The sequence below is a fragment of the Kosakonia sp. H7A genome, from assembly GCF_003028445.1.
GTDB lineage: Bacteria > Pseudomonadota > Gammaproteobacteria > Enterobacterales > Enterobacteriaceae > Kosakonia > Kosakonia radicincitans.
Genome location: NZ_PYTZ01000015.1, coordinates 31359 through 54316 on the forward strand (window position 1 = coordinate 31359; position 22958 = coordinate 54316).

Annotated in this window: 20 protein-coding genes and 4 tRNA genes; 16 read left to right on the forward strand and 8 right to left on the reverse strand. The window is 55.0% G+C overall.

The window, feature by feature from the left end; translation table 11 throughout:
- The first annotated feature begins 186 nt into the window (after positions 1-186).
- The 5 genes from CWM66_RS26770 (at position 187) to CWM66_RS26790 (ending at position 2127) form a co-directional block, all read left to right on the forward strand.
- A complete protein-coding gene (locus CWM66_RS26770; RefSeq protein ID WP_035889546.1) occupies positions 187-1572 on the forward strand; it encodes an amino acid permease in 1386 nt (461 codons plus the stop codon).
- Between the two features lie 102 nt (positions 1573-1674).
- Positions 1675-1751 (forward strand) — tRNA-Arg (locus CWM66_RS26775).
- A 69-nt stretch (positions 1752-1820) separates the two neighbouring features.
- Positions 1821-1896: transfer RNA gene (locus CWM66_RS26780), tRNA-His, on the forward strand.
- A 28-nt stretch (positions 1897-1924) separates the two neighbouring features.
- Positions 1925-2011 (forward strand) — tRNA-Leu (locus CWM66_RS26785).
- 39 nt (positions 2012-2050) lie between these two features.
- Positions 2051-2127: transfer RNA gene (locus CWM66_RS26790), tRNA-Pro, on the forward strand.
- Between the two features lie 528 nt (positions 2128-2655).
- Here CWM66_RS26790 and hemY read toward each other — a convergent pair.
- The 4 genes from hemY to hemC are packed head-to-tail and all read right to left on the reverse strand — an operon-like array spanning position 2656 to position 6715.
- A complete protein-coding gene (gene hemY / locus CWM66_RS26795) occupies positions 2656-3852 on the reverse strand; it encodes a protoheme IX biogenesis protein HemY (protein ID WP_107147681.1) in 1197 nt (398 codons plus the stop codon).
- 2 nt (positions 3853-3854) lie between these two features.
- Positions 3855-5015 (reverse strand): uroporphyrinogen-III C-methyltransferase, encoded by a 1161-nt coding sequence (hemX, locus tag CWM66_RS26800; protein WP_107147682.1) that lies wholly within the window; start codon positions 5013-5015, stop codon positions 3855-3857.
- 21 nt (positions 5016-5036) lie between these two features.
- Positions 5037-5777, reverse strand: a complete 741-nt coding sequence (hemD, locus tag CWM66_RS26805; RefSeq protein ID WP_007369171.1) for a uroporphyrinogen-III synthase — start codon at positions 5775-5777, stop codon at positions 5037-5039.
- Complete coding sequence (gene hemC / locus CWM66_RS26810; protein WP_144136358.1) at positions 5774-6715, reverse strand: hydroxymethylbilane synthase; 942 nt, start codon at positions 6713-6715, stop codon at positions 5774-5776. The genes hemD and hemC overlap by 4 nt, the downstream gene beginning before the upstream one ends.
- 312 nt (positions 6716-7027) lie before the next feature.
- Here hemC and cyaA point away from each other — a divergent pair, with 312 nt between their 5' ends.
- On the forward strand, positions 7028-9571 hold the full coding sequence (gene cyaA / locus CWM66_RS26815) for a class I adenylate cyclase (RefSeq protein ID WP_035889543.1): 2544 nt from the start codon (positions 7028-7030) through the stop codon (positions 9569-9571).
- Between the two features lie 43 nt (positions 9572-9614).
- Here cyaA and cyaY read toward each other — a convergent pair whose 3' ends face one another.
- Entirely contained in the window at positions 9615-9935 is a 321-nt protein-coding gene (cyaY, locus tag CWM66_RS26820) for an iron donor protein CyaY (protein ID WP_107147684.1), read from the reverse strand.
- Between the two features lie 137 nt (positions 9936-10072).
- Between cyaY and CWM66_RS26825 the strand changes: the two genes are divergently transcribed.
- From CWM66_RS26825 to corA, 7 genes are all read left to right on the forward strand, one after another.
- The gene (locus tag CWM66_RS26825) at positions 10073-10276 is read left to right on the forward strand and encodes a lipoprotein (RefSeq protein WP_007369167.1); all 204 of its coding nucleotides are present in this window, start codon (positions 10073-10075) and stop codon (positions 10274-10276) included.
- A 36-nt stretch (positions 10277-10312) separates the two neighbouring features.
- Positions 10313-11137, forward strand: coding sequence for a diaminopimelate epimerase (gene dapF, locus CWM66_RS26830; RefSeq protein WP_007369166.1), 825 nt, complete (start codon positions 10313-10315; stop codon positions 11135-11137).
- Positions 11134-11841: a DUF484 domain-containing protein gene (locus CWM66_RS26835; RefSeq protein ID WP_064568875.1), complete on the forward strand. Its 708-nt coding sequence runs from the start codon at positions 11134-11136 to the stop codon at positions 11839-11841. The genes dapF and CWM66_RS26835 overlap by 4 nt, the downstream gene beginning before the upstream one ends.
- The gene (gene xerC, locus CWM66_RS26840; protein WP_072441380.1) at positions 11838-12740 is read left to right on the forward strand and encodes a tyrosine recombinase XerC; all 903 of its coding nucleotides are present in this window, start codon (positions 11838-11840) and stop codon (positions 12738-12740) included. Before CWM66_RS26835 ends, xerC begins: the two co-directional genes overlap by 4 nt.
- A complete protein-coding gene (gene yigB / locus CWM66_RS26845; protein ID WP_007369163.1) occupies positions 12740-13456 on the forward strand; it encodes a 5-amino-6-(5-phospho-D-ribitylamino)uracil phosphatase YigB in 717 nt (238 codons plus the stop codon). Before xerC ends, yigB begins: the two co-directional genes overlap by 1 nt.
- A 138-nt stretch (positions 13457-13594) precedes the next feature.
- Positions 13595-15757 (forward strand): DNA helicase II, encoded by a 2163-nt coding sequence (uvrD, locus tag CWM66_RS26850; protein ID WP_035889540.1) that lies wholly within the window; start codon positions 13595-13597, stop codon positions 15755-15757.
- 357 nt (positions 15758-16114) lie between these two features.
- Positions 16115-17065 (forward strand): magnesium/cobalt transporter CorA, encoded by a 951-nt coding sequence (gene corA / locus CWM66_RS26855; protein WP_007369161.1) that lies wholly within the window; start codon positions 16115-16117, stop codon positions 17063-17065.
- Between the two features lie 90 nt (positions 17066-17155).
- Here corA and rarD read toward each other — a convergent pair whose 3' ends face one another.
- A complete protein-coding gene (rarD, locus tag CWM66_RS26860; RefSeq protein ID WP_007369160.1) occupies positions 17156-18052 on the reverse strand; it encodes an EamA family transporter RarD in 897 nt (298 codons plus the stop codon).
- A gap of 55 nt (positions 18053-18107) precedes the next feature.
- On the reverse strand, positions 18108-18575 hold the full coding sequence (gene yigI, locus CWM66_RS26865) for an acyl-CoA thioesterase YigI (RefSeq protein ID WP_007369159.1): 468 nt from the start codon (positions 18573-18575) through the stop codon (positions 18108-18110).
- 160 nt (positions 18576-18735) lie between these two features.
- Between yigI and pldA the strand changes: the two genes are divergently transcribed.
- From pldA to rhtC, 3 genes are all read left to right on the forward strand, one after another.
- Positions 18736-19605: a phospholipase A gene (pldA, locus tag CWM66_RS26870; RefSeq protein WP_007369158.1), complete on the forward strand. Its 870-nt coding sequence runs from the start codon at positions 18736-18738 to the stop codon at positions 19603-19605.
- A gap of 67 nt (positions 19606-19672) precedes the next feature.
- The gene (gene recQ, locus CWM66_RS26875) at positions 19673-21499 is read left to right on the forward strand and encodes an ATP-dependent DNA helicase RecQ (RefSeq protein ID WP_007369157.1); all 1827 of its coding nucleotides are present in this window, start codon (positions 19673-19675) and stop codon (positions 21497-21499) included.
- A 61-nt stretch (positions 21500-21560) separates the two neighbouring features.
- Positions 21561-22184: a threonine export protein RhtC gene (gene rhtC / locus CWM66_RS26880; protein WP_007369156.1), complete on the forward strand. Its 624-nt coding sequence runs from the start codon at positions 21561-21563 to the stop codon at positions 22182-22184.
- 80 nt (positions 22185-22264) lie between these two features.
- Here the strand turns inward: rhtC and rhtB are convergent, their stop codons facing one another.
- Positions 22265-22885 (reverse strand): homoserine/homoserine lactone efflux protein, encoded by a 621-nt coding sequence (gene rhtB / locus CWM66_RS26885; RefSeq protein ID WP_007369155.1) that lies wholly within the window; start codon positions 22883-22885, stop codon positions 22265-22267.
- Positions 22886-22958: the final 73 nt, after the last annotated feature.

The window sequence follows — 22958 nt, forward strand, 5'->3', positions numbered from 1 at the left end:
TTCTTATACATCGTTTGCCATTTCCCGCAATTTAAGAAACCATTCGCTCACTCATTTGCAGTGCCACGGCGTTTTTGCGCCAGCCATTTCCGGGCCGGTGCAGCATGGCCTGTTATGAGCTGAGGAAAAACTCATAACAATAGCCCGCGGAGCGGGTAAGAAAGAAGCAAACACAACAGAGGATTTATGGCTGAAAATAAACCGGAGCTTCAGCGCGGTCTGGAGTCTCGTCACATCGAATTAATCGCCCTGGGCGGCACCATTGGCGTGGGGTTGTTTATGGGGGCCGCCAGTACGCTGAAGTGGGCGGGCCCATCGGTATTGCTGGCGTATATCATCGCCGGTCTTTTCGTCTTTTTTATCATGCGCTCAATGGGCGAGATGCTGTTTCTTGAGCCGGTAGCCGGTTCCTTTGCCGTCTACGCGCATCGTTATATGAGCCCCTTCTTCGGCTACCTGACGGCCTGGTCCTACTGGTTTATGTGGATGGCCGTAGGGATCTCGGAAATTACTGCCATTGGCGTTTATGTCCAGTTCTGGTTCCCCGAGCTTGCTCAATGGATCCCCGCGCTGATTGCGGTAGCGCTGGTGGCGTTGGCCAACCTTGCGGCCGTGCGTCTTTATGGTGAAATTGAATTCTGGTTTGCCATGATTAAAGTCACCACCATCATCGTGATGATTATTGTTGGCCTGGGCGTGATCTTCTTCGGTTTTGGCAACGGCGGTCATTCGATTGGCTTTGGCAATCTGACAGAACATGGCGGCTTCTTTGCCGGTGGCTGGAAAGGCTTCTTAACCGCGCTCTGTATCGTGGTCGCCTCTTACCAGGGCGTTGAGCTTATCGGTATTACTGCCGGTGAAGCCAAAAACCCGCAGGTAACGCTGCGTAGCGCGGTCAGCAAAGTGCTGTGGCGTATCCTGATTTTCTATGTGGGTGCCATCTTTGTTATCGTCACCATCTTCCCGTGGAATGAAATCGGCACCAACGGCAGCCCGTTTGTGCTGACGTTTGCCAAAATCGGTATTACCGCAGCGGCAGGTATCATCAACTTTGTGGTGCTGACGGCTGCGCTCTCGGGTTGTAACAGCGGCATGTACAGTTGCGGTCGTATGCTTTACGCGCTGGCGAAGAACCGCCAGTTACCGTCTGCGGTGGCGAAAGTGTCGAAAAGCGGCGTTCCGGCAGCGGGTGTGACCATTTCTATTATTATTCTGCTGATCGGTTCGTGCCTGAACTACATTATTCCTAACCCGCAGCGCGTGTTTGTTTATGTCTATAGCGCCAGCGTATTGCCGGGAATGGTGCCGTGGTTCGTGATTCTGATTAGCCAGATGCGTTTCCGTAAAGCGCACAAAGCGGCGATTGCCACGCATCCGTTCCGCTCGATGCTGTTCCCGTGGGCGAACTGGCTGACGATGGCGTTCCTGGTGTGCGTGTTGATCGGTATGGGATTCAATGACGATACCCGTATGTCGCTGTTTGTCGGCATTATCTTCCTTGCCGCAGTAACCCTGGCATATAAGGTATTTGGCCTCAATCGACACGCGGTTACACAGCAGGTGGGTGAATAAGAGGCAAAATGCGCAAAGCATAACCAAACGCGCATTTTCTTAAAAAAAGCACTAGACAGCCGCGCCCGAAGTCCGTACTATCCACCCCCGCAACGGCGCTACGCGCCCGTAGCTCAGCTGGATAGAGCGCTGCCCTCCGGAGGCAGAGGTCTCAGGTTCGAATCCTGTCGGGCGCGCCATTTAAACCCGGCGCTTGAGCTGCGGTGGTTCGTGATTCGTCATGATACCGCGTGAAAAGATTTACAGTGGTGGCTATAGCTCAGTTGGTAGAGCCCTGGATTGTGATTCCAGTTGTCGTGGGTTCGAGTCCCATTAGCCACCCCATTATTTAGCAGTACAAGTTTCGTGGAATGCGAAGGTGGCGGAATTGGTAGACGCGCTAGCTTCAGGTGTTAGTGTCCTTACGGACGTGGGGGTTCAAGTCCCCCCCCTCGCACCACAACTTAAATTGAACAAAAAATTCAAAAAGCAGTAAAAACGGCGAGTAGCGCAGCTTGGTAGCGCAACTGGTTTGGGACCAGTGGGTCGGAGGTTCGAATCCTCTCTCGCCGACCAATTTTGAACCCCGCGAAAGCGGGGTTTTTTGTTTTCTGCGTTCCTTTAATTCCCGCTTTTTCTGCCTGTTGTTTATCAACGACAACCTCTTTCCACACTGTCGCCTGCGGGAGACATCTAATCTATTGAATTCAAATAAATAATATAATTCACCCGGTAAATGTCGTTCTGCGGCGACAAACTGTGACGACGATCGCGGTGAAGAGGGTGGCAGGATGTCCTGAGAGGGTTGAATTTATTGGGTTATTAAAAGTTTGCACTGTGTTCCATTTGAGAGTGCAAGCCTGGCATGATACGTGCAATAATATTCATGTAGATGCTCATTCCATCTCTTATGCTCGCCTTCTGGCTTCATAAACTCAGGAATGATGCAGAGCCGTTTACGGTGCTTATCGTCCACTGACAGATGTCGCTTCGGCCTCATCAAACACCATGGACATAACGTTGAGTGAAGCACCCATTAGTTGTCAAAGACCTGTTTTAACGCCTGCCTGAGCTTTCCGGCAGGCGTTTTTTTTTGGCTGGTCGTCAGGCCGGAGGGTTATTTTGCAGCGTTAGCAGCAGACCATCACGGCGCATGAGCGCGGCCTCTTCCGACTGATGCATGCGATCGAGACAATCTGCCAGCCAGGCGTAATCGAACGCATCCGGGCGCTGTTTCAGCGCTGCGCGGAAGGCCAGGCTTGCTTCCTGCCATTCACCATGTTTCAGCAGCGACTGGCCCAGCGTACTCCACAGCAATGGGCGATCGCCCTGCGCTTTAATCTGCTGGCGCAGAACTTTTTCGATCTGCTCCGGATTATTGGTTTTCAGCCGCGGGATCACCATCACCAGACGATCGTCATACTGACGTTTCAGGCCATCAAGAATAATTTCCTGTGCAGTATCGTGATCGTCACACTCGATCAAGTGCTCGGCGATAGCCACCTGTAGCGTTACCTGCTGACGGGTTTTACGGCTCTGGTTTTTCCACCAGCTTTTCAGACCTTCGCTGCCCTGATCCGCACGCGCCTGATCCATCATGCCAATCCATGCCTGCTGTTGCAGAACATCGCGATGATCATCGTCGCCGACATCGGCTTTCGCCATCGAAGGGATGATATCCAGCAGAGAAGTCCATGCGCCGGTGCGAATATAGGCCTGTTCAGCCAGGCGCAGCACTTCCGGATGACGCGGGGTGATCTCCAGCAATTTATCCACGCCATGACGAGCTGCATGATTTTCGTTGCGCGCCAGTTGCAGACGTACTCGGGTGATTTCCACCGGGATGGGATCGTTTTCCGCCAGCTCTGCTGCGCGCTCCAGATGCTGGTTGGCGCGGGCTTCATCACCGCGTTGCTGCGCCGCTTCGGCCGCCAGCAGGTAATTAACCACGGGCTGCTCGGCGTGATCGGCATTTTTCGACATCAACTTTTCAACTTGCTGATAGTCGCCTTCCGCCAGCTTGAGCAGCGCTTGCTCCGTCTGCTTGCGCGCGCGACGACGCTTGCGGCCCACAAACCAGCCACGGGTATGCGCGCCAGTGCGGAAAATGCGACGCAGCACCCATTCGAGGGCAAAGATCACCACCAACGCCAGTACCAGAATGATCACTAAACCGGTGACGCTGGTTTCAATGTTATAATTATCGGTCTGGATCAGCACGTAACCCTGATGCCCGGCAAGCATAGGGCCGAGTACGATCCCGGCGATCAACAGCGCAAAGAGCAATAATACTTTCAGCATGCTTATTCTCCCTGCGCTGCGGCCGCATTGGCCGGCGCCTGTTCAGACGTCACGGCAGGCTGCGCCAGAAGATTGCGTACGCGGGTTTGCATTAATTTTTCCAGGATCGGCTGGCTTTGCAGGGATTCCGGTAAATTCATGGCGATCGTCTGCTGGCTCAGCTTATCTATTTCCTCAAGGAAGGATTTGGTGGCCGCATCGTCGGTGTCGTAGTACGCGCGTACCCAGGTAGAAACATTATCCAGCGCCTGCTTGTAGGTCTCTTCCTGATGACGCGGAACGGCTTGCGCGGCGACGAGCAAACGTGAACGGATGTTTTCACGCAAATAGATATCCTGATTCGGCGCGAGCAGCGGTACTGCCGTTTCATCGCGACGGCGGATAGTGATAAAGCTGTCCATAAAGTTCTGCCAGCTTTTTTGCAGATTGACGCGCCATTCGCTGATCGAGCCGGAGAGCTCGCTGCTGTCGTCGTCCATCGGTGAATCATCATCGTTATTATCCGCAAGACGCAGATTATCGATTTGATTCGAAAGCTGGTTCAGATTGAGGATAATGCCGTCGTAATCCACCTGCGTGATGGCCGACAGACTGCCGATATCGTCAGTGATGGCGCGACGCGCGGTAATCAGGCTTGGATCGTTCATATCTGCCAGGCTGGCGTCGGCGCTCTTCAACAGCGCGGCAGCGGTGGTGACATCCTGATCGCTCCACAGCTTGCGGCCCGCCAGTTTCACCAGGAAATCAGCCTGCGCCAGTTGCCAGGTTTTAGCATCAGAACCGGAGATGGTCGCCACTTTCTGCTGCACTTCATCAAGCTGCTTCGCCAGTACATCATTCTGACGTTTGGCGGCATCAAGCTGGTCTGCCTGTTGTTTAATCACGCCTTCCAGCTCTGCGCGCTGCTTATCCTGCGATTGCTGTAAGGCGATAACCTGGTTGGCGATCTCGCCATTATTGCTATGCAGTGTCGCCACTTGCTGTTTTACCCAGCCATAAAGCCCGGCACCCGACGCCAGCGCAATGGCGATGGCGATCGCGCTGAGCGCAAGGCTGGTCCTGTTAGCGCGTCTATTCTTCTCTGCTTTCTCCGGCGGCGGCGTTGCGCCGTCAGCCGCTTTGGTCTCTTCGACCACGGCGGAGGAGTTTTCTTGTTCCGTCATTATGGCTTCCCATTATGAGAGTTATTGTAATGCGCGAAGCAGCGCATCGTTGTCGGCATTGTCAGCGACCCGAATGTCCTGCCAGCCCAGTTCCCGGGCGAGGTGCGCCAGACGCTCGCTCGCCACAACCAGGCGGCAGCGAAGTAGCCAGTTTTCCCGATACCAGGGGGGAATAAGTGAAAACAGTTGCTGCATCATTTCGCCGCTGGTGATCACCAGTGTCGTCACGCCACGCGTATGCCAGCGCATCGCTTCTTCAGCACCGTCATAAAATATTGCACAGCGTTGATAACATTCGCAAAATTCAACTTCAGCACCGCGCGCCGCCAGCGTTTCCGCCAGCACTTCGCGCCCACCATTACCCCGTAAGATTAGCGCATGCTTACCCTGAACACTTTGTAATTCAGGTAATTGTAGCAACACTTCACTGATTTCCCGATCGTGCGGATAGCGCACCTCAATGCCGCTGACGGTATGCAACGCCAGCGCCGTAGTGCGGCCGATAGCGAAATAGTGAGTCTGAGGAGGAAAGCGCAAACCAAGCTGCTGTAAATGGGCGTGAGCAAATGTCACCGCATGCTGCGACAGGGCAAAAACCATATCGTCTGCGGTTAGAGCAGCAAGCCGCGCGGGTAATGAAGCGAGCTCGCGGCCTGGCGTAAATTCGATTAACGGAAAGCTCCAGGCCACCAGCCCAAGTGTGCGCAACCGGCTGACTAATTCTTCTCCGGCTGGAGATGGGCGAGTGACCAGAATGCTCATGCAGGTGCGTCTCCGTTATAAACCTCATCCAGAATGGCGCGGGCGCCATTCGCCAGTAGCTCTTCCGCCAGCGAGATCCCCAGTTGTTCCGCATCTTCCGGTTTGCCGCGGCGTTCACCGCGTACCTGGATTGAACCGTCTGGCGAACCTACCAGCCCGCGCAGCCAGATCTCGCCGTTGATCAGTTCAGCATAGCTTCCAATTGGCACCTGGCATCCACCTTCAAGACGGGTATTCATCGCCCGCTCGGCTTTAACGCGCACGGCAGTGTCCTGGTGATTCAGCGGTTCGAGCAGCGTGCGCGTGCGCGTGTCATCGAGGCGGCATTCCACGCCGACCGCGCCCTGACCGACTGCCGGTAGCGAGGTTTCTGGCGGCAGCGCCATGCGTACGCGTGAAGCCAGACCGAGGCGATTAAGGCCTGCAACAGCGAGGATAATGGCGTCATATTCACCGTTATCCAGCTTGCTCAGGCGGGTACCGACGTTTCCGCGCAGGGAACGGATCACCAGATCCGGACGTCGTTCCGCCAACTGGCACTGACGGCGTAAACTGGAAGTGCCCACAATGCTACCGCGTGGCAGTTCGTCCAGCGAGGCATAACGGTTCGACACAAACGCATCGCGCGGATCGTCGCGCTCGCAAATGGTCACCAGGCCAAGCCCTTCGGGGAAATCCACCGGCACATCTTTCATTGAATGCACAGCGATATCGGCGCGGTTTTCAAGCAGTGCCAGCTCAAGTTCTTTCACAAACAACCCTTTGCCACCCACTTTCGCCAGTGGCGTATCAAGGATCACATCGCCGCGGGTGACCATCGGCACCAGTTCTACAGTCAGCCCCGGGTGGCTCGCTTCAAGGCGTTCCTTAACGTATTGTGCTTGCCAGAGCGCAAGTGGGCTTTGCCGTGTGGCAATTCTTAAAACATTGTCTAACATGCTTGTTACCGTCATTATCGTCCGCTGACCATCCTAACATTGTTGCATTAGGGTGTCAGTGTTCGCGGTGGATTGCCGGGGGGAAGTGAAGGCTTCATCCCGCAATACAGGCGCAGCGCGGGCCGTAATTAAGAATTTACAAAGTGTGTTTGATGCTACACTGGTTTGTAGCGCATCTTTCTTTACGGTCAATGAGCAAGGTGTTAAATTGATCACGTTTTAGACCATTTTTTCGTCTGTACCCCTATAAAGATAAGGGCGAAAAATGGCAACGGCGACTTTGGATTTTCTGTAAACATCAGGCGATATGTCTTGTACCTCTATATTGAGACTCTGAAACAGAGACTGGATGCCATCAATCAACTGCGTGTGGAACGCGCGCTTGCTGCCATGGGGCCTGCTTTTCAGCAGGTCTACAGTCTGCTGCCGACATTACTGCACTACCATCATCCGCTGATGCCGGGTTACCTTGAGGGTAACGTTCCGCAGGGCATTTGCCTTTACACGCCTGATGAAAACCAACTTCACTATCTGAACGAACTCGAACTGCACCGTGGTTTGCCGCCGCAGGAGTCGCCAAAAGGCGAATTACCGATCACCGGCGTTTACTCTATGGGTAGCACGTCATCCGTTGGGCAAAGCTGCTCTTCGGATCTGGACATCTGGGTATGTCATCAATCCTGGCTTGATAACGAAGAGCGGCAACTGTTGCAGCGAAAATGCAGCCTGCTGGAAAGCTGGGCCGCGTCGCTGGGCGTGGAAGTTAGCTTCTTCCTGATTGATGAAAACCGTTTCCGCCATAACGAAAGTGGCAGTCTCGGCGGCGAGGATTGTGGCTCGACGCAGCATATACTGTTGCTTGACGAATTTTACCGTACCGCCGTGCGTCTTGCCGGGAAACGTATTCTTTGGAATATGGTGCCGGGCGATGAAGAAGAGCATTACGACGACTACGTAATGACGCTTTATGCGCAGGGCGTGCTGACACCAAATGAGTGGCTGGATCTCGGCGGCTTAAGTTCCCTTTCGGCGGAAGAGTACTTCGGCGCCAGCCTTTGGCAGCTCTATAAAAGTATCGATTCCCCATACAAAGCAGTGTTGAAGACCCTGCTTCTGGAAGCTTATTCCTGGGAATATCCCAACACGCGCCTGCTGGCGAAAGATATTAAACAGCGTCTGCATGATGGCGAGATCGTCTCCTTCGGTCTTGATCACTACTGCATGATGCTGGAACGCGTGACGCAATATCTGGTTGCTATCGAAGACACCACCCGTCTCGATCTGGCGCGTCGATGTTTCTACTTAAAAGTGTGCGAAAAGCTCAGCCGTGAACGCGCTTGTGTCGGCTGGCGTCGTGAAGTGATCGCGCAGTTGGTAAAAGAGTGGGGCTGGGACGATGCGCGCGTAGCTATGCTGGACAATCGCGCCAACTGGAAAATCGATCAGGTACGCGAAGCGCACAATGAGCTGCTCGATGCGATGATGCAGAGCTATCGCAATCTGATCCGTTTCGCTCGCCGTAATAATCTGAGCGTTTCCGCCAGCCCGCAGGATATCGGGGTGTTGACCCGTAAACTGTATGCCGCCTTTGAGGCGTTGCCGGGCAAAGTAACGCTGGTGAACCCGCAGATTTCACCGGATCTCTCCGAACCCAATTTAACCTTTATTCATGTTCCGCCAGGCCGCGCCAACCGCACTGGCTGGTATCTGTACAATCGCGCGCCAAACATGGACTCCATCGTCAGCCATCAGCCGCTGGAATATAACCGCTATCTGAATAAGCTGGTGGCCTGGGCTTGGTTTAACGGGTTGCTGACCTCGCGCACGCATCTGTTTATTAAAGGCAATGATGTGGTCGATCTGGCGAAGCTGCAGGAGATGGTGGCGGATGTATCGCATCACTTCCCGCTGCGCCTGCCTGCGCCGACCCCGAAAGCACTCTATAGCCCGTGCGAAATCCGTCATCTGGCGATTATCGTCAACCTGGAGTACGACCCGACTGCGGCGTTTCGTAACCAGGTGGTGCATTTCGACTTCCGTAAGCTTGATGTCTTCAGCTTCGGCGAGCAGCAAAACTGCCTCGTCGGAAGCGTGGATCTGCTCTACCGTAATTCGTGGAATGAGGTGCGTACGCTGCATTTCAACGGCGAGCAGGCGATGATCGAAGCGCTGAAAACGATTCTCGGCAAAATGCATCAGGATGCGGCGCCGCCGGACAGCGTTGAAGTGTTCTGCTACAGCCAGCATCTGCGCGGCCTGATTCGAACCCGCGTCCAGCAACTGGTTTCTGAGTGTATTGAGCTGCGTCTTTCCAGTACGCGTCAGGAAACCGGTCGCTTTAAAGCGCTGCGCGTGGCGGGTCAGACCTGGGGGCTGTTCTTTGAACGCCTGAATGTGTCGGTACAGAAGCTGGAAAACGCGATCGAGTTTTATGGTGCGATTTCGCATAACAAACTGCATGGCCTTTCCGTGCAGGTTGAAACCAATCACGTCGAATTACCGGCGGTGGTGGATGGTTTTGCCAGCGAAGGGATTATTCAGTTCTTCTTTGAAGAGACCGGTGAAGAAGGCTTTAACATCTATATTCTGGATGAGAGCAACCGCGCTGAAGTCTATCATCACTGTGAAGGCAGCAAAGAGGAGCTGGTGCGGGATGTAAGCCGTTTCTACTCGTCATCGCATGACCGCTTCACCTACGGTTCCAGCTTTATTAACTTCAACTTGCCGCAGTTCTATCAGATTGTGAATACGGAAGGGCGTGCGCAGGTGATCCCGTTCCGCAATCAGGCGATCAGCACCGCAACACCGGCGAATCAGGACAACGACGCGCCGCTGTTGCAGCAATATTTCTCGTAATACGTGCCGGATAAATCATTAACACCTTATCCGGCGCGTAATATTAACGAAAAGTCACCGTTTCGCCCGCTTGCTGCGTGGCGGCCTGTTCCAGCAGATCCCAGAAGGTTTCGCCGCTGCGATCGCAAACCCAGTCGTCACCCTTGAGATCGAAATGGTAGCCGCCCTGTTTGGTCGCCAGCCACACCTGGTGCAGCGGTTCCTGACGGTTGATGATGATTTTGTTGCCGTTTTCAAAGCTAATGGTTAAGACGCCGCCGTTGATTTCGCAGTCGATGTCGCTGTCGCCATCCCAGTCATCAAGGCGTTCTTCGATGGTGAGCCACAGGCTGTCGGCGAGGCGATGAAATTCACTGTCGTTCATTCTGCTTTCCTGTTTTTTATGATGGCAGCAGTATAACGCGAAACATTTCCCGATGCCCTAAACCAGCAAACTCTTGCTTTTGTGTCTTCTCCTGCGATGATAGAAAGCAGAAAGAACGAACTTACAGGCAACTCATAATGAAAGATGTGTTTCGCGCGATGGCCGTACTGCTGACTCTGTTCAGCCTGACGGGTTGTGGTCTGAAGGGGCCGCTCTATTTTCCTCCTGCGGATAAAAACGCGCCGCCGCCAACCAAAACGCAAACCAGCACGATCCAGCCGAGCACTCCGGATAGCAACGATCGTGGTGATGACGGCTCTCCGAGCCAGGTGAATTACTGACGCTACCGTTCTGTATCCGCGCAACTGGAGTAGATGATGCAGTTCTCAAAAATGCATGGCCTTGGCAACGATTTTATGGTCGTCGACGCGGTAACGCAGAATGTCTTTTTCTCACCGGAGCTGATCCGTCGTCTGGCGGATCGTCACCTTGGCGTTGGGTTTGATCAACTGCTGGTGGTTGAGCCTCCCTACGATCCCGAACTCGATTTTCACTACCGTATTTTCAATGCTGATGGCAGTGAAGTGTCGCAGTGTGGTAATGGCGCGCGCTGTTTCGCCCGCTTTGTTCGCCTGAAAGGGTTAACCAATAAACGTGATATCCGCGTCAGTACGGCGAACGGTCGTATGGTATTGAGCGTAACGGAAGACGAACTGGTACGCGTCAATATGGGCGAGCCAAACTTCGAACCGTCGCAGGTGCCGTTCCGCGCCAACAAAGCGGAAAAGACCTATATTATGCGGGCGGCGGAGCAAACCATACTGTGCGGCGTTGTTTCGATGGGTAATCCGCACTGCGTGATTCAGGTTGATGACGTGGACACCGCGCCGGTAGAAACGCTGGGGCCGGTGATGGAGAGCCATGAGCGCTTTCCTGAACGCGCCAATATCGGTTTTATGCAGGTCGTCTCACGGGATCACATTCGTCTGCGCGTCTTTGAACGTGGTGCAGGTGAAACCCAGGCCTGTGGCAGCGGCGCTTGTGCGGCTGTCGCGGTCGGCATTCAGCAGGATTTACTGGCCGAAAATGTTCGCGTTGAATTACCGGGCGGTCGGCTTGATATCGCGTGGAAAGGACCGGGTCAACCGTTGTTTATGACTGGCCCGGCGGCACATGTCTATGACGGGTTTATTCATCTATGAAGCATATAGGAGAAGAGCAGCAGGAGCCGTTGGCCGAACTGGATGACCAGGCGGTGGCGGAATATCTGCTGCACCATCCTGAATTCTTTATCCGCAATGCGCGGCTGGTAGAGCAAATGCGCGTGCCGCACCCGGTGCGCGGTACGGTTTCTCTCGTCGAATGGCACATGGCGCGCTCGCGCAATCACATCAATGTGCTGGAAGAGAACATGACCTTGCTGATGGAGCAGGCGAGCGCAAACGAAGGGTTATTCTATCGTCTGCTGCGCCTGCAAAGTCGGCTGGCATCCGCCAGCAGCCTCGAAGAGATGCTTAACCGTTTTCATCGCTGGGCGCGCGATCTGGGGCTGGCAGGCGCGACTATCCGCCTGTTTCCCGATCGCTGGCGTCTGGGCGCGCCTTCCCGCTACACCCATCTTGCGCTCTCCCGCCAGGCCTTTGAATCGTTGCGCATTCAACGCTTAGGCCAGCAGCATCACTATCTCGGCTCATTAAACGGGCCGGAGTTGCTGCTGCTGCTGCCGGAAGCGAAAGCAATCGGCTCCGTGGCCATGTCATTAATGGGGCCGGATGGCTCCCTTGGCGTGGTGCTGTTCAGCAGTCGTGATGTTCACCATTACCAGCAAGGTCAGGGCACCCAGCTTTTAGATGAGATAGCGCAGATGCTGCCGGATCTTCTGGAACGCTGGATCGAGCGCGTATGAGTGACTCACCGCTATTACCTGCCGTTAGCAAATTCCTGCGTTACCTTGGCGTTGAACGTCAGCTCAGCCCCATTACGCTGCTTAATTATCAGCGTCAGCTTGATGCCATCATTGCGTTGACCGGTGAAACCGGCCTGGAAAGTTGGCAACAATGTGATGCTGCAATGGTGCGCGCAATTGCCGTACGTAGCCGGCGGAAAGGGCTCGGCCCGGCAAGCCTGGCGCTGCGGCTTTCGGCGCTGCGCAGTTTCTTTGACTGGATGGTCAGCCAGGGCGAGCTACCGGCAAACCCGGCAAAGGGCATTTCGGCACCGAAAGCGCCGCGGCATTTGCCGAAGAATATTGATGTTGATGATGTGAACCGGTTGCTGGATATCGATCTTAACGATCCGCTGGCCGTGCGCGATCGGGCCATGCTGGAAGTGATGTACGGTGCCGGTTTGCGTCTTTCGGAACTGGTCAATCTGGATATCAAACATCTGGATCTGGAAAGCGGCGAAGTGTGGGTAATGGGCAAGGGCAGCAAAGAGCGACGCTTACCTATTGGTCGCAGTGCGGTGACCTGGATCGAGCACTGGCTCGATCTGCGTGGGCTGTTTGGCGCGGAAGAGGATGCACTGTTTTTATCGAAGCTGGGGAAACGAATTTCGGCGCGTAATGTGCAAAAACGTTTTGCCGAGTGGGGCATCCGCCAGGGGCTTAACAGTCACGTGAATCCGCATAAACTGCGGCACTCATTCGCCACACATATGCTTGAATCGAGCGGCGATCTGCGCGGGGTGCAGGAACTGCTCGGTCACGCTAATCTTTCAACGACACAAATCTATACCCATCTCGATTTTCAACATCTTGCATCGGTGTACGACGCCGCGCACCCGCGCGCCAAACGGGGGAAATAATGCGTTTTTACCGCCCATTGGGTCAGATCTCCGCGATCACTTTTGACCTGGACGATACTCTTTACGACAACCGGCTGGTGATCCAGCGTACCGAACAGGAAGCGCTGGCGTTTGTGCAACGCTATCATCCGGCGCTGAACGGCCTGGAAAATGAAGAATTCAAGCGTTTGCGCCAGTCGCTGCGGGAAACCGAGCCGGAGATTTATCACGACGTTACTGAATGGCGGCGACGCGCTGTTGAACAGGCGATGCTGAACGCCGGGCTAACAGTCGAGGAAGCCGCTGTGGGCGCACAGGCCTCAATGGTTAACTTTGCCAAATGGCGCAGCCGCATTGATGTGCCACAGGAAACCCACGACACGCTGAAGAGGCTGGCAACGAAGTGGCCGCTGGTGGCGATCACCAACGGTAACGCGCAGCCGGAACTGTTCGGGCTGGGCGATTACTTTGAATTCGTGCTGCGCGCCGGGCCGGACGGGCGTTCAAAACCGTTCAGCGACATGTACCATCTGGCCGCAGATCGCCTTGGTGTGGCGGTAGAGGATATTCTGCATGTTGGCGACGATTTGACCACGGATGTTGCGGGCGCGATCCGTTGCGGCATGCAGGCATGCTGGATCAAACCGGAAGGCACCGATCTGCTACAGGCAACCGACAGCCGTTTGTTACCGCATATGGAAATTTCGCGGTTGGCATCCCTCACGACGCTGATATAATCACCAATAGTTCTGTATAAAATACCAGGGTTTTTGGCGGATGGCGCTACGCTTATCCGCTCTACGGTAACGTAGGCCCGGTAAGCGAAGCGCCATCGGGCGCTTCGTTCAATTCCTGACGACTACGCGACGGTACCTATGGACGTTTCTTATCTGCTCGACAGCCTCAATGACAAACAGCGCGACGCCGTAGCCGCAGAGCGCAGCAATATGCTGGTGCTGGCCGGGGCGGGGAGCGGTAAGACGCGCGTGCTGGTACACCGTATCGCCTGGCTGATGACCGTGGAGAACTGCTCGCCGTACTCGATCATGGCGGTCACTTTTACCAATAAAGCGGCGGCGGAAATGCGTCACCGTATCGGTCAGTTGATGGGCACCTCACAGGGCGGAATGTGGGTGGGCACGTTCCACGGCCTGGCGCACCGCTTGTTGCGTGCGCACCATATGGACGCCAATTTGCCGCAGGATTTCCAGATCCTCGACAGTGAAGATCAGCTCCGGTTGCTGAAACGCCTGATCAAAGCGATGAATCTGGATGAGAAGCAGTGGCCGCCACGTCAGGCGATGTGGTACATCAACGGCCAGAAAGATGAGGGCATTCGTCCGCATCATATCCAGAGTTTCGGTAACCCGGTTGAGCAGACCTGGCAGAAAGTTTATCAGGCCTACCAGGAAGCTTGCGATCGCGCCGGGTTGGTGGATTTTGCCGAGCTGCTGCTGCGCGCCCATGAGCTGTGGCTGAACAAGCCGCATATTTTGCAGCACTATCGTGAACGCTTTACCAATATCCTGGTGGACGAATTTCAGGATACTAACAACATTCAGTACGCATGGATCCGCCTGCTGGCGGGCGACACCGGCAAGGTGATGATCGTCGGCGACGATGATCAGTCCATTTACGGCTGGCGCGGCGCGCAAGTGGAAAACATCCAGCGCTTCCTGAAAGATTTCCCCGGCGCGCAGACCATTCGCCTGGAGCAGAACTACCGCTCCACCAGTAATATCCTTAGCGCCGCTAACGCCCTGATTGAAAACAACAACGGGCGGCTGGGGAAAAATCTGTGGACCGACGGCGTCGATGGCGAGCCGATTTCACTCTATTGCGCGTTCAACGAGCTGGACGAAGCGCGCTTTGTCGTAAACCGTATCAAAGCCTGGCAGGACAACGGTGGGCAACTGACGCAGTGCGCCATTCTCTATCGCAGCAACGCCCAGTCGCGCGTGCTGGAAGAGGCGCTGTTGCAGGCCAGTATGCCGTACCGCATTTATGGTGGTATGCGATTCTTCGAACGTCAGGAGATCAAAGATGCGCTCTCCTATCTGCGTTTGATCGCCAACCGCAATGATGATGCCGCGTTTGAGCGCGTAGTGAATACGCCGACGCGCGGCATTGGCGATCGCACGCTGGATGTTGTGCGCCAGACGTCACGCGATCGTCAGTTGACGCTGTGGCAGGCGACGCGCGAGCTGTTACAGGAAAAAGCACTGGCGGGCCGTGCTGCAAGCGCCCTGCAACGCTTCCTCGAACTGATTGACGCGCTGGCGCAGGAAACGGCCGATATGCCGCTGCATGTACAAACCGACCGGGTGGTGAACGACTCTGGTCTGCGCATGATGTACGAGCAGGAGAAGGGCGAGAAAGGCCAGACGCGTATTGAGAACTTAGAGGAGCTGGTCACCGCCACGCGGCAGTTCAGCTACAACGAAGAAGATGAAGATTTAATGCCGTTGCAGGCGTTTCTCTCTCACGCCGCGCTGGAGGCGGGTGAAGGGCAGGCGGACACCTGGCAGGATGCGGTGCAGCTTATGACGCTGCACTCGGCAAAAGGTCTGGAATTCCCGCAGGTCTTTATCGTTGGCATGGAAGAGGGCATGTTCCCGAGCCAGATGTCGCTGGATGAGGGCGGTCGTCTGGAAGAGGAGCGCCGGCTGGCGTATGTCGGCGTGACGCGAGCGATGCAGAAACTGACCTTAACCTACGCTGAAACGCGTCGTCTGTACGGAAAAGAGGTTTATCACCGCCCTTCACGCTTTATCGGCGAGCTGCCGGAAGAGTGTGTGGAAGAGGTGCGTTTACGCGCCAGCATCAGCCGCCCGGTTAGTCATCAGCGCATGGGAACGCCAGCCGCGCAGAGCGACACCGGCTATAAACTTGGCCAACGCGTGCGCCATGCGAAGTTTGGCGAAGGTACGGTAGTGAACATGGAAGGCAGCGGTGAACATAGCCGTTTGCAGGTGGCTTTCCAGGGGCAGGGTATTAAATGGCTGGTGGCCGCTTATGCGAAGCTGGAAACCGTCTAACGTTCAGAAAAATATCATTATTTTGTAATAATCTGCTAGCCTTATACGCTAAAGGGCAAATATTGCTCTTTAGCGTTTCGTTGCGTGTTGACGCCTTCTGAGTGCTGGCGTAACATGCGCGCACGATCACGCTAAGAGGACATTCGCCTTGGACACACCCAGTAGATACTGGCTCAATCTCCTGTTCCGCAGGAACAACTCCTAAGGCTATTTTCTCATGCTGATAGCCTCAGAGGTTGTCAGCGACCTGTATGTTTCCCGTCGCGCTGAGTCAGGCTGTTTAATGGTCTGAAACCCAATTCGTTTCTTGTGTGCCCACCGAACTGTCCGATATTTTTTGCATTGGGAGTCCCGGCCATGCTGAGCGCATTTCAACTGGAAAACAATCGTTTAACCCGTCTTGAGGCTGACGAAATCAAACACCTCGCTAGCTCGGTTTGGGTTGATTTGGTCGAGCCGGACGAAGACGAACGAACCCGTGTGCAAACGGAATTGGGTCAGAACCTGGCCACCCGACCTGAACTGGAAGACATCGAAGCCTCCGCGCGTTTTTTCGAGGACGAAGACGGGCTGCACATCCACTCCTTCTTCTTTTTTGAAGACGCTGAAGATCACGCCGGTAACTCAACGGTGGCATTCACCATTCGCGAAGGTCGCCTGTTCACGCTGCGTGAGCGCGAATTACCCGCGTTTCGCCTCTATCGTATGCGCGCCCGCAGCCAGGAGATGGTTGATGGCAACGCCTATGAACTGCTATTGGATCTGTTCGAAACCAAAATCGAACAACTGGCGGATGAGATCGAAAACATCTACAGCGACCTGGAAAAGCTGAGCCGCGTCATTATGGAAGGCCAGCAGGGCGATGAATATGACGACGCGCTTTCAACGCTGGCGGAGCAGGAAGATATCGGCTGGAAGGTGCGCCTGTGTCTGATGGATACTCAGCGCGCGCTGAACTTCCTGGTGCGCAAGGCGCGTTTACCGGCCGGTCAGCTGGAGCAGGCGCGTGAGATCCTGCGCGATATCGAATCTCTGCTGCCGCACAATGAATCCCTGTTCCAGAAGGTGAACTTCCTGATGCAGGCGGCGATGGGTTTCATCAATATCGAGCAGAACCGCATCATCAAGATCTTCTCGGTCGTTTCCGTGGTGTTCCTGCCGCCGACGCTGGTGGCATCCAGCTACGGGATGAACTTTGAATTTATGCCCGAGCTGCACTGGAGCTTCGGCTACCCTGGCGCGATTGTCTTTATGATCCTCGCCGGGCTGGCGCCGTATCTCTACTTCAAGCGCCGCAACTGGCTGTAAGATAACGGGCGGCGTTGCCGCCCTTTTTCATTTTCACTGGAGTGCGTGCGCCGCTTCAGCATGCGGTAAAGAGGCCGCACAAACTCTTCATCACTCGTTTTTGCGTAAACCGCGCTGGGTGTATACCGCATCCATAATAAAAATCGCCAGCGCCAGCCAGATAAAACCAAAGGTCACCATCTTATCCGGCCCCGGGTGCTCGCCATAGAAAGCAACCGCCAGCAGGAACATCAGCGTCGGGCCGATATACTGGAAAAACCCCAGCGTCGATAAACGCAAACGCATTGCCGCGCCGGTAAAGCAGAGCAGAGGAATCGTCGTAACCACACCGGCGGCCATCAACAACAGGTTCAGCGACAGGCTGTTTTGTCCCATATGGCTGGTCGGGCTATCGGTGATGCCAAATAGCCACACTGCTGCAACCGGCAGTAACCACAGCGTTTCTACCAGCATGCCGGTTTGCGCATCGACAGCGATTTTTTTGCGCAGCAGGCCGTAAAAAGCAAAACTAAATGCCAGACCAAGCGCAATGATCGGCAGCGAGCCAAACGTCCACAGTTGCACCAGCACGCCGACGGCGGCCAGCAGTACCGCCAGCCACTGCATACGACGGAAACGCTCGCCCAAAAACAGCATCCCCAGCAGGATATTCACCAGTGGGTTAATAAAGTAACCCAGGCTGGCTTCCAGCATATGGTTGTGGTTTACCGCCCAGATAAACAGCAACCAGTTGCCGCCAACCAGTATGGCCGAGACGGCCAGCAGCAGGATTTTTTTCGGCGTTTGCAGCAGCGCTTTTACACTGCCCCACTGACGGCTGACGCTGATCAACGCCAGCATGAAGAAGAAGGACCAGATGACGCGGTGAGTGAGAATTTCGTCAGCCGGTACGTACCAAATCACTTTGAAATAGGCCGGGGCAACCCCCCAAATGAAATAAGCGGCCAGAGCGAGTAACACGCCCAGCCGCGTCTGTTTTGCATCCATCGGGAAAACTCTTTGCTGAAAAGTAACCGTATGTTACCCGATTTTCACAACCGCCTCACCCCACCATATAGGTGGCCGTCGCGCTGGCGATATGCAGTTGATCCTCGTTATGCAGTTCTACGCGGGCGACGGCAACTTTATTGCCCGCGCGCAGCAAACTACTGCTGGCGGTGAAGCGCGTGCCGCGCCCAGGCCGCAGATAATCGACGCGTAAATCAATGGTGCCCATGCGCGACAAACGCTGGCGCAGCTCCTCTTCGCTGATAGTGTCATGGCGGGTTAACGTGCTGCCCACGCAAACCAGACCAGCGGCGACATCCAGCGCGGAGGCGATTACACCGCCATGTAAAATGCTTTGCGCCCAGTTGCCCACCATCATTGGCTGATTAGTAAATTTCAACTCTGCATACTCTTTTTCATAACGTTCCAGCTCAAGACCTAATGCACGGTTAAACGGCATGTGATAGACAAAAATCTCGCCCACCAGCTTAAGGGTTTGATCGGCTGTGAGAACGGCTGACATAGCAATCTGATCCGATGTGTTAATGGAATGTTGATTTTATGCCTGTTATTTGTTGATTTCCAGTTTAAGAACCGATACCTGAGCAGTGACTCAATAAATATGTAGAATACTTGCGGGGAACTTCTTCAATTCAACAATATGATTCGGGAGCATAAAACCGATGCGGACCTCTCTGGGTTGGTTTTTCGCAGTGCTTGCACTGCCTTTTATGGCATACGCACAGGAAGCTACGGTAAAGGAAGTTCATGATGCCCCCGCCGTGCGCGGTAGCATCATCGCCAATTTATTGCAGGAGCACGATAATCCTTTCACGCTTTATCCTTATGAAACCAACTACGTGATCTATACCGATACCAGCGATATGAACAAGGAAGCGATTCGCTCCTATAACTGGTCTGATAATGCGCGTAAGGACGAAGTGAAGTTTCAGCTCAGCCTGGCGTTTCCGCTGTGGCGCGGGATTCTGGGGCCCAATTCTGTTTTTGGTGCTTCCTATACGCAGAAGTCCTGGTGGCAGCTCTCCAATAGCGCTGAGTCATCACCGTTCCGTGAAACCAACTACGAACCGCAGCTTTTCCTCGGTTTCGCCACCGATTATGAGTTTGCTGGCTGGACGTTGCGCGATGTGGAGATGGGTTTTAACCACGATTCAAACGGCCGTTCCGACCCGACATCACGTAGCTGGAACCGCATCTACACCCGCCTGATGGCGCAAAACGGCAACTGGATGGTTCAAGTGAAGCCCTGGTATGTGGTGGGTTCCACCGACGATAATCCGGACATCACCAAATACATGGGCTATTACCAGTTGGAGATTGGTTATCAACTGGGCGAGGCAATCCTCAGCGCCAAAGGGCAGTACAACTGGAATACCGGCTACGGCGGTGCGGAAATCGGCATCAGCTATCCGATAACCCGACACGTCCGGTTCTACACCCAGGTTTACAGCGGCTACGGCGAATCATTGATTGACTATAATTTCAATCAAACCCGTATTGGTGTGGGCGTGATGCTTAACGATCTGTTTTAAGCATTGCAGTTTCTGGCGCAGGCGCTGAAAATAGCGCCTGTTTTTATTTCAGGCAAATGGGGTCATTGTGGCGCAGGCGGAAGTATTGAATCAGGAATCGCTGGCTAAACAGGTCTTGCAAGAGACCTTCGGCTACCAGCAATTCCGCCCGGGCCAGCAGGATATTATCGACACCGTACTGAGCGGCCGCGACTGCCTGGTGGTGATGCCGACCGGCGGCGGAAAATCTCTGTGCTATCAAATTCCGGCGCTGGTGCTGCAGGGGCTGACGGTGGTGGTTTCGCCGTTGATCTCACTGATGAAAGATCAGGTCGACCAGCTACTTGCCAACGGCGTTGCGGCGGCGTGCCTGAACTCTACCCAAAGCCGTGAGCAGCAGTTTGACGTGATCAACGGCTGTCGCAACGGCCAGATCCGTCTGCTTTATATCGCGCCCGAGCGCCTGATGCTCGACAACTTCCTTGACCAGTTGCGCCAGTGGAATCCGGTGCTGCTGGCCGTTGACGAAGCGCACTGTATTTCCCAGTGGGGTCACGATTTCCGCCCGGAATACGCCGCACTTGGCCACTTGCGCCAGATGCTGCCGTCCGTGCCTTTTATGGCGCTGACTGCGACGGCTGATGACACCACGCGCCGCGATATCGAACGCCTGCTGGGCTTAAACGATCCGCTGATCCAGGTCAGCAGCTTCGACCGTCCAAACATCCGCTATATGCTGATGGAAAAATTTAAACCGCTCGATCAGTTGCTGCGTTACGTACAGGAGCAGCGCGGTAAATCCGGCATTATTTACTGCAACAGCCGCGCCAAGGTGGAAGACACCGCCGCGCGCCTGCAAAGCCGTGGGTTCAGCGCGGCGGCTTATCATGCCGGGCTGGATAACGAGCTACGCGCGCGGGTGCAGGAGCAGTTCCAGCGCGACGATTTACAAATCGTGGTGGCAACCGTGGCGTTTGGCATGGGCATCAACAAGCCGAACGTACGTTTCGTGGTGCATTTCGACATCCCGCGCAATATCGAATCCTATTATCAGGAGACGGGCCGCGCCGGGCGTGACGGTCTGCCTGCGGAAGCGATGCTGTTTTACGATCCGGCGGATATGGCGTGGCTGCGCCGTTGTCTGGAGGAGAAACCGGCAGGGCCATTGCAGGATATTGAGCGGCACAAGCTCAATGCGATGGGCGCATTTGCTGAAGCGCAAACCTGCCGTCGTCTGGTGCTGCTCAACTATTTCGGCGAAGGGCGGCAGGAGCCCTGCGGCAACTGCGACATTTGCCTCGATCCGCCGCGCCAGTACGATGGTTTGCAGGACGCGCAAAAAGCGTTGTCGGCCATCTATCGCGTCAATCAGCGTTTCGGTATGGGTTATGTAGTGGAAGTGCTGCGCGGTGCGAACAATCAGCGCATCCGCGAATTCGGTCACGACAAATTGCCGGTGTACGGCATTGGCCGCGAGCAGAGCCATGAACACTGGGTGAGCGTGATCCGCCAGCTTATCCATATGGGATTTGCCACCCAGAATATTGCCCAGCATTCTGCGCTTCAGTTAACGGAAGCGGCGCGTCCGCTGCTACGTGGTGAAGTACCGCTGATGCTGGCGGTGCCGCGAATGGTAGCGCTGAAGCCAAAAGTGATGCAGAAAGCCGCCGTTGGCAATTACGATCGCAAGCTGTTCGCCAAGCTGCGTAAATTGCGAAAAGCGATTGCCGACGAAGAGAATATCCCGCCTTATGTGGTGTTTAACGATGCAACGCTGATTGAGATGGCCGAACAGATGCCGCTTTCGCCGGGGGAAATGCTCAGCGTAAACGGCGTGGGAACGCGCAAACTTGAGCGTTTCGGCCAGGAATTTATGGCGCTTATCCGCGCACATGTCGATGGCGACGAAGAGTAGTTTTAGCGGCCGAAAAGTGCCAGGATAGTTACTCACTGAATTATCTTCCCGCAGGTTCTCTATGTTGATGTTATTTCTTACCGTGGCGCTGGTGCATATCGTTGCCCTGATGAGCCCCGGCCCGGATTTCTTCTTCGTTTCGCAAACCGCCGTTAGCCGCTCGCGCAAAGAGGCGATGATGGGCGTGTTCGGCATCACTTGTGGCGTAATGGTGTGGGCTGGCGTGGCGCTGCTCGGCCTGAACTTGATCCTCGAAAAAATGGCGTGGTTGCACAGCATTATTATGGTCGGCGGTGGTCTTTATCTGTGCTGGATGGGCTACCAGATGCTGCGCGGCGCGCTGAAGAAAGATCAGAAACCGGCTGATGCGCCGAAAGTAGAGCTGGCAACCAGCAGCGGTCGCAGCTTTCTGAAAGGGTTACTGACCAATCTGGCGAACCCGAAAGCCATTATCTACTTCGGCTCGGTGTTTTCACTGTTTGTCGGCGATGGCGTCGGCACCAGCGCGCGCTGGGGTATTTTCGTGCTGATTGCGCTGGAAACGCTGGCCTGGTTTACCGTCGTCGCCAGCCTGTTCGCACTGCCGGCAATGCGTCGCGGTTATCAGCGTCTGGCAAAATGGATTGACGGTTTTGCCGGCGCGCTGTTTGCTGGCTTCGGCATCCATCTGATTATTTCCCGTTAATTCATCTGCCGGTTGGCGCTTCGTCATCCGGCCTGCGGATTTTCCAGGCCCGGTAAGCGCAGCGCCACCGGGCACCTGCCTCAGGCGTGGCGGGCAGAAGCCAGCAACGCGCCGACCAGCACGAACAGCGAACCAAATACCTTATTCAGCGCCTTCATCTGGTGCGGGCCTTTGATCCAGCCAGCAATGCGCTGCGCCAGCGTCGCGTAACCAATCATGACAATGATGTCGACGACGATCGTTGTTACCCCCAGCACCACATACTGCATCACCTGCGGCTGATGCGGCACGATAAATTGCGGGAACAGGGCGGCAAGAAAAACGATGCTTTTCGGGTTGGTCAGATTAACGAATACCGCCCGCTTAAACAGCCGACCGCGCGACTGGGTTTTCGCCAGCGTATTGAGATCGATAGCGCCTGCGGCGCGCCACTGCTGAATACCCAGCCAAATCAGGTAGGCTGCGCCCGCCCATTTCAGCACTTCAAACGCCAGCACGGAACGAGAAAACAGCGTACCCAGCCCGACACCGACCAGCACGATATGAATGCCAAGCCCGGTCTGCAATCCGGCAATAGAAGCCGCTGCGCCGCGATAGCCGTAGCCAATGGACGTGGTCATGGTGTTAATCGCACCGGAACCGGGCGAGAGACTTAAAATGATTGAAGTCAGCAGGTAGGCGAACCACCATTCGAAGGTCATGAGAAATTCCTGGTTGTCTGTTTTTATGCCACAATACGCTATTGTCAGTGGATTTTGCTATTGGTCACAAAAA

What these genes read in the sequence shown, in the direction of transcription:
- dapF (WP_007369166.1), top strand. Translation starts at nt 10,313, where the DNA reads ATGCAGTTCTCAAAAATGCATGGCCTTGGCAACGATTTTATGGTCGTC.
- uvrD (WP_035889540.1), top strand. Translation starts at nt 13,595, where the DNA reads ATGGACGTTTCTTATCTGCTCGACAGCCTCAATGACAAACAGCGCGAC.
- corA (WP_007369161.1), top strand. Translation starts at nt 16,115, where the DNA reads ATGCTGAGCGCATTTCAACTGGAAAACAATCGTTTAACCCGTCTTGAG.
- yigI (WP_007369159.1), bottom strand. Translation starts at nt 18,575, where the DNA reads ATGTCAGCCGTTCTCACAGCCGATCAAACCCTTAAGCTGGTGGGCGAG.
- rhtB (WP_007369155.1), bottom strand. Translation starts at nt 22,885, where the DNA reads ATGACCTTCGAATGGTGGTTCGCCTACCTGCTGACTTCAATCATTTTA.
- CWM66_RS26825 (WP_007369167.1), top strand. Translation starts at nt 10,073, where the DNA reads ATGAAAGATGTGTTTCGCGCGATGGCCGTACTGCTGACTCTGTTCAGC.
- pldA (WP_007369158.1), top strand. Translation starts at nt 18,736, where the DNA reads ATGCGGACCTCTCTGGGTTGGTTTTTCGCAGTGCTTGCACTGCCTTTT.
- hemY (WP_107147681.1), bottom strand. Translation starts at nt 3,852, where the DNA reads ATGCTGAAAGTATTATTGCTCTTTGCGCTGTTGATCGCCGGGATCGTA.
- hemX (WP_107147682.1), bottom strand. Translation starts at nt 5,015, where the DNA reads ATGACGGAACAAGAAAACTCCTCCGCCGTGGTCGAAGAGACCAAAGCG.
- CWM66_RS26770 (WP_035889546.1), top strand. Translation starts at nt 187, where the DNA reads ATGGCTGAAAATAAACCGGAGCTTCAGCGCGGTCTGGAGTCTCGTCAC.
- hemC (WP_144136358.1), bottom strand. Translation starts at nt 6,715, where the DNA reads ATGTTAGACAATGTTTTAAGAATTGCCACACGGCAAAGCCCACTTGCG.
- yigB (WP_007369163.1), top strand. Translation starts at nt 12,740, where the DNA reads ATGCGTTTTTACCGCCCATTGGGTCAGATCTCCGCGATCACTTTTGAC.
- rarD (WP_007369160.1), bottom strand. Translation starts at nt 18,052, where the DNA reads ATGGATGCAAAACAGACGCGGCTGGGCGTGTTACTCGCTCTGGCCGCT.
- CWM66_RS26835 (WP_064568875.1), top strand. Translation starts at nt 11,134, where the DNA reads ATGAAGCATATAGGAGAAGAGCAGCAGGAGCCGTTGGCCGAACTGGAT.
- rhtC (WP_007369156.1), top strand. Translation starts at nt 21,561, where the DNA reads ATGTTGATGTTATTTCTTACCGTGGCGCTGGTGCATATCGTTGCCCTG.
- cyaY (WP_107147684.1), bottom strand. Translation starts at nt 9,935, where the DNA reads ATGAACGACAGTGAATTTCATCGCCTCGCCGACAGCCTGTGGCTCACC.
- xerC (WP_072441380.1), top strand. Translation starts at nt 11,838, where the DNA reads ATGAGTGACTCACCGCTATTACCTGCCGTTAGCAAATTCCTGCGTTAC.
- hemD (WP_007369171.1), bottom strand. Translation starts at nt 5,777, where the DNA reads ATGAGCATTCTGGTCACTCGCCCATCTCCAGCCGGAGAAGAATTAGTC.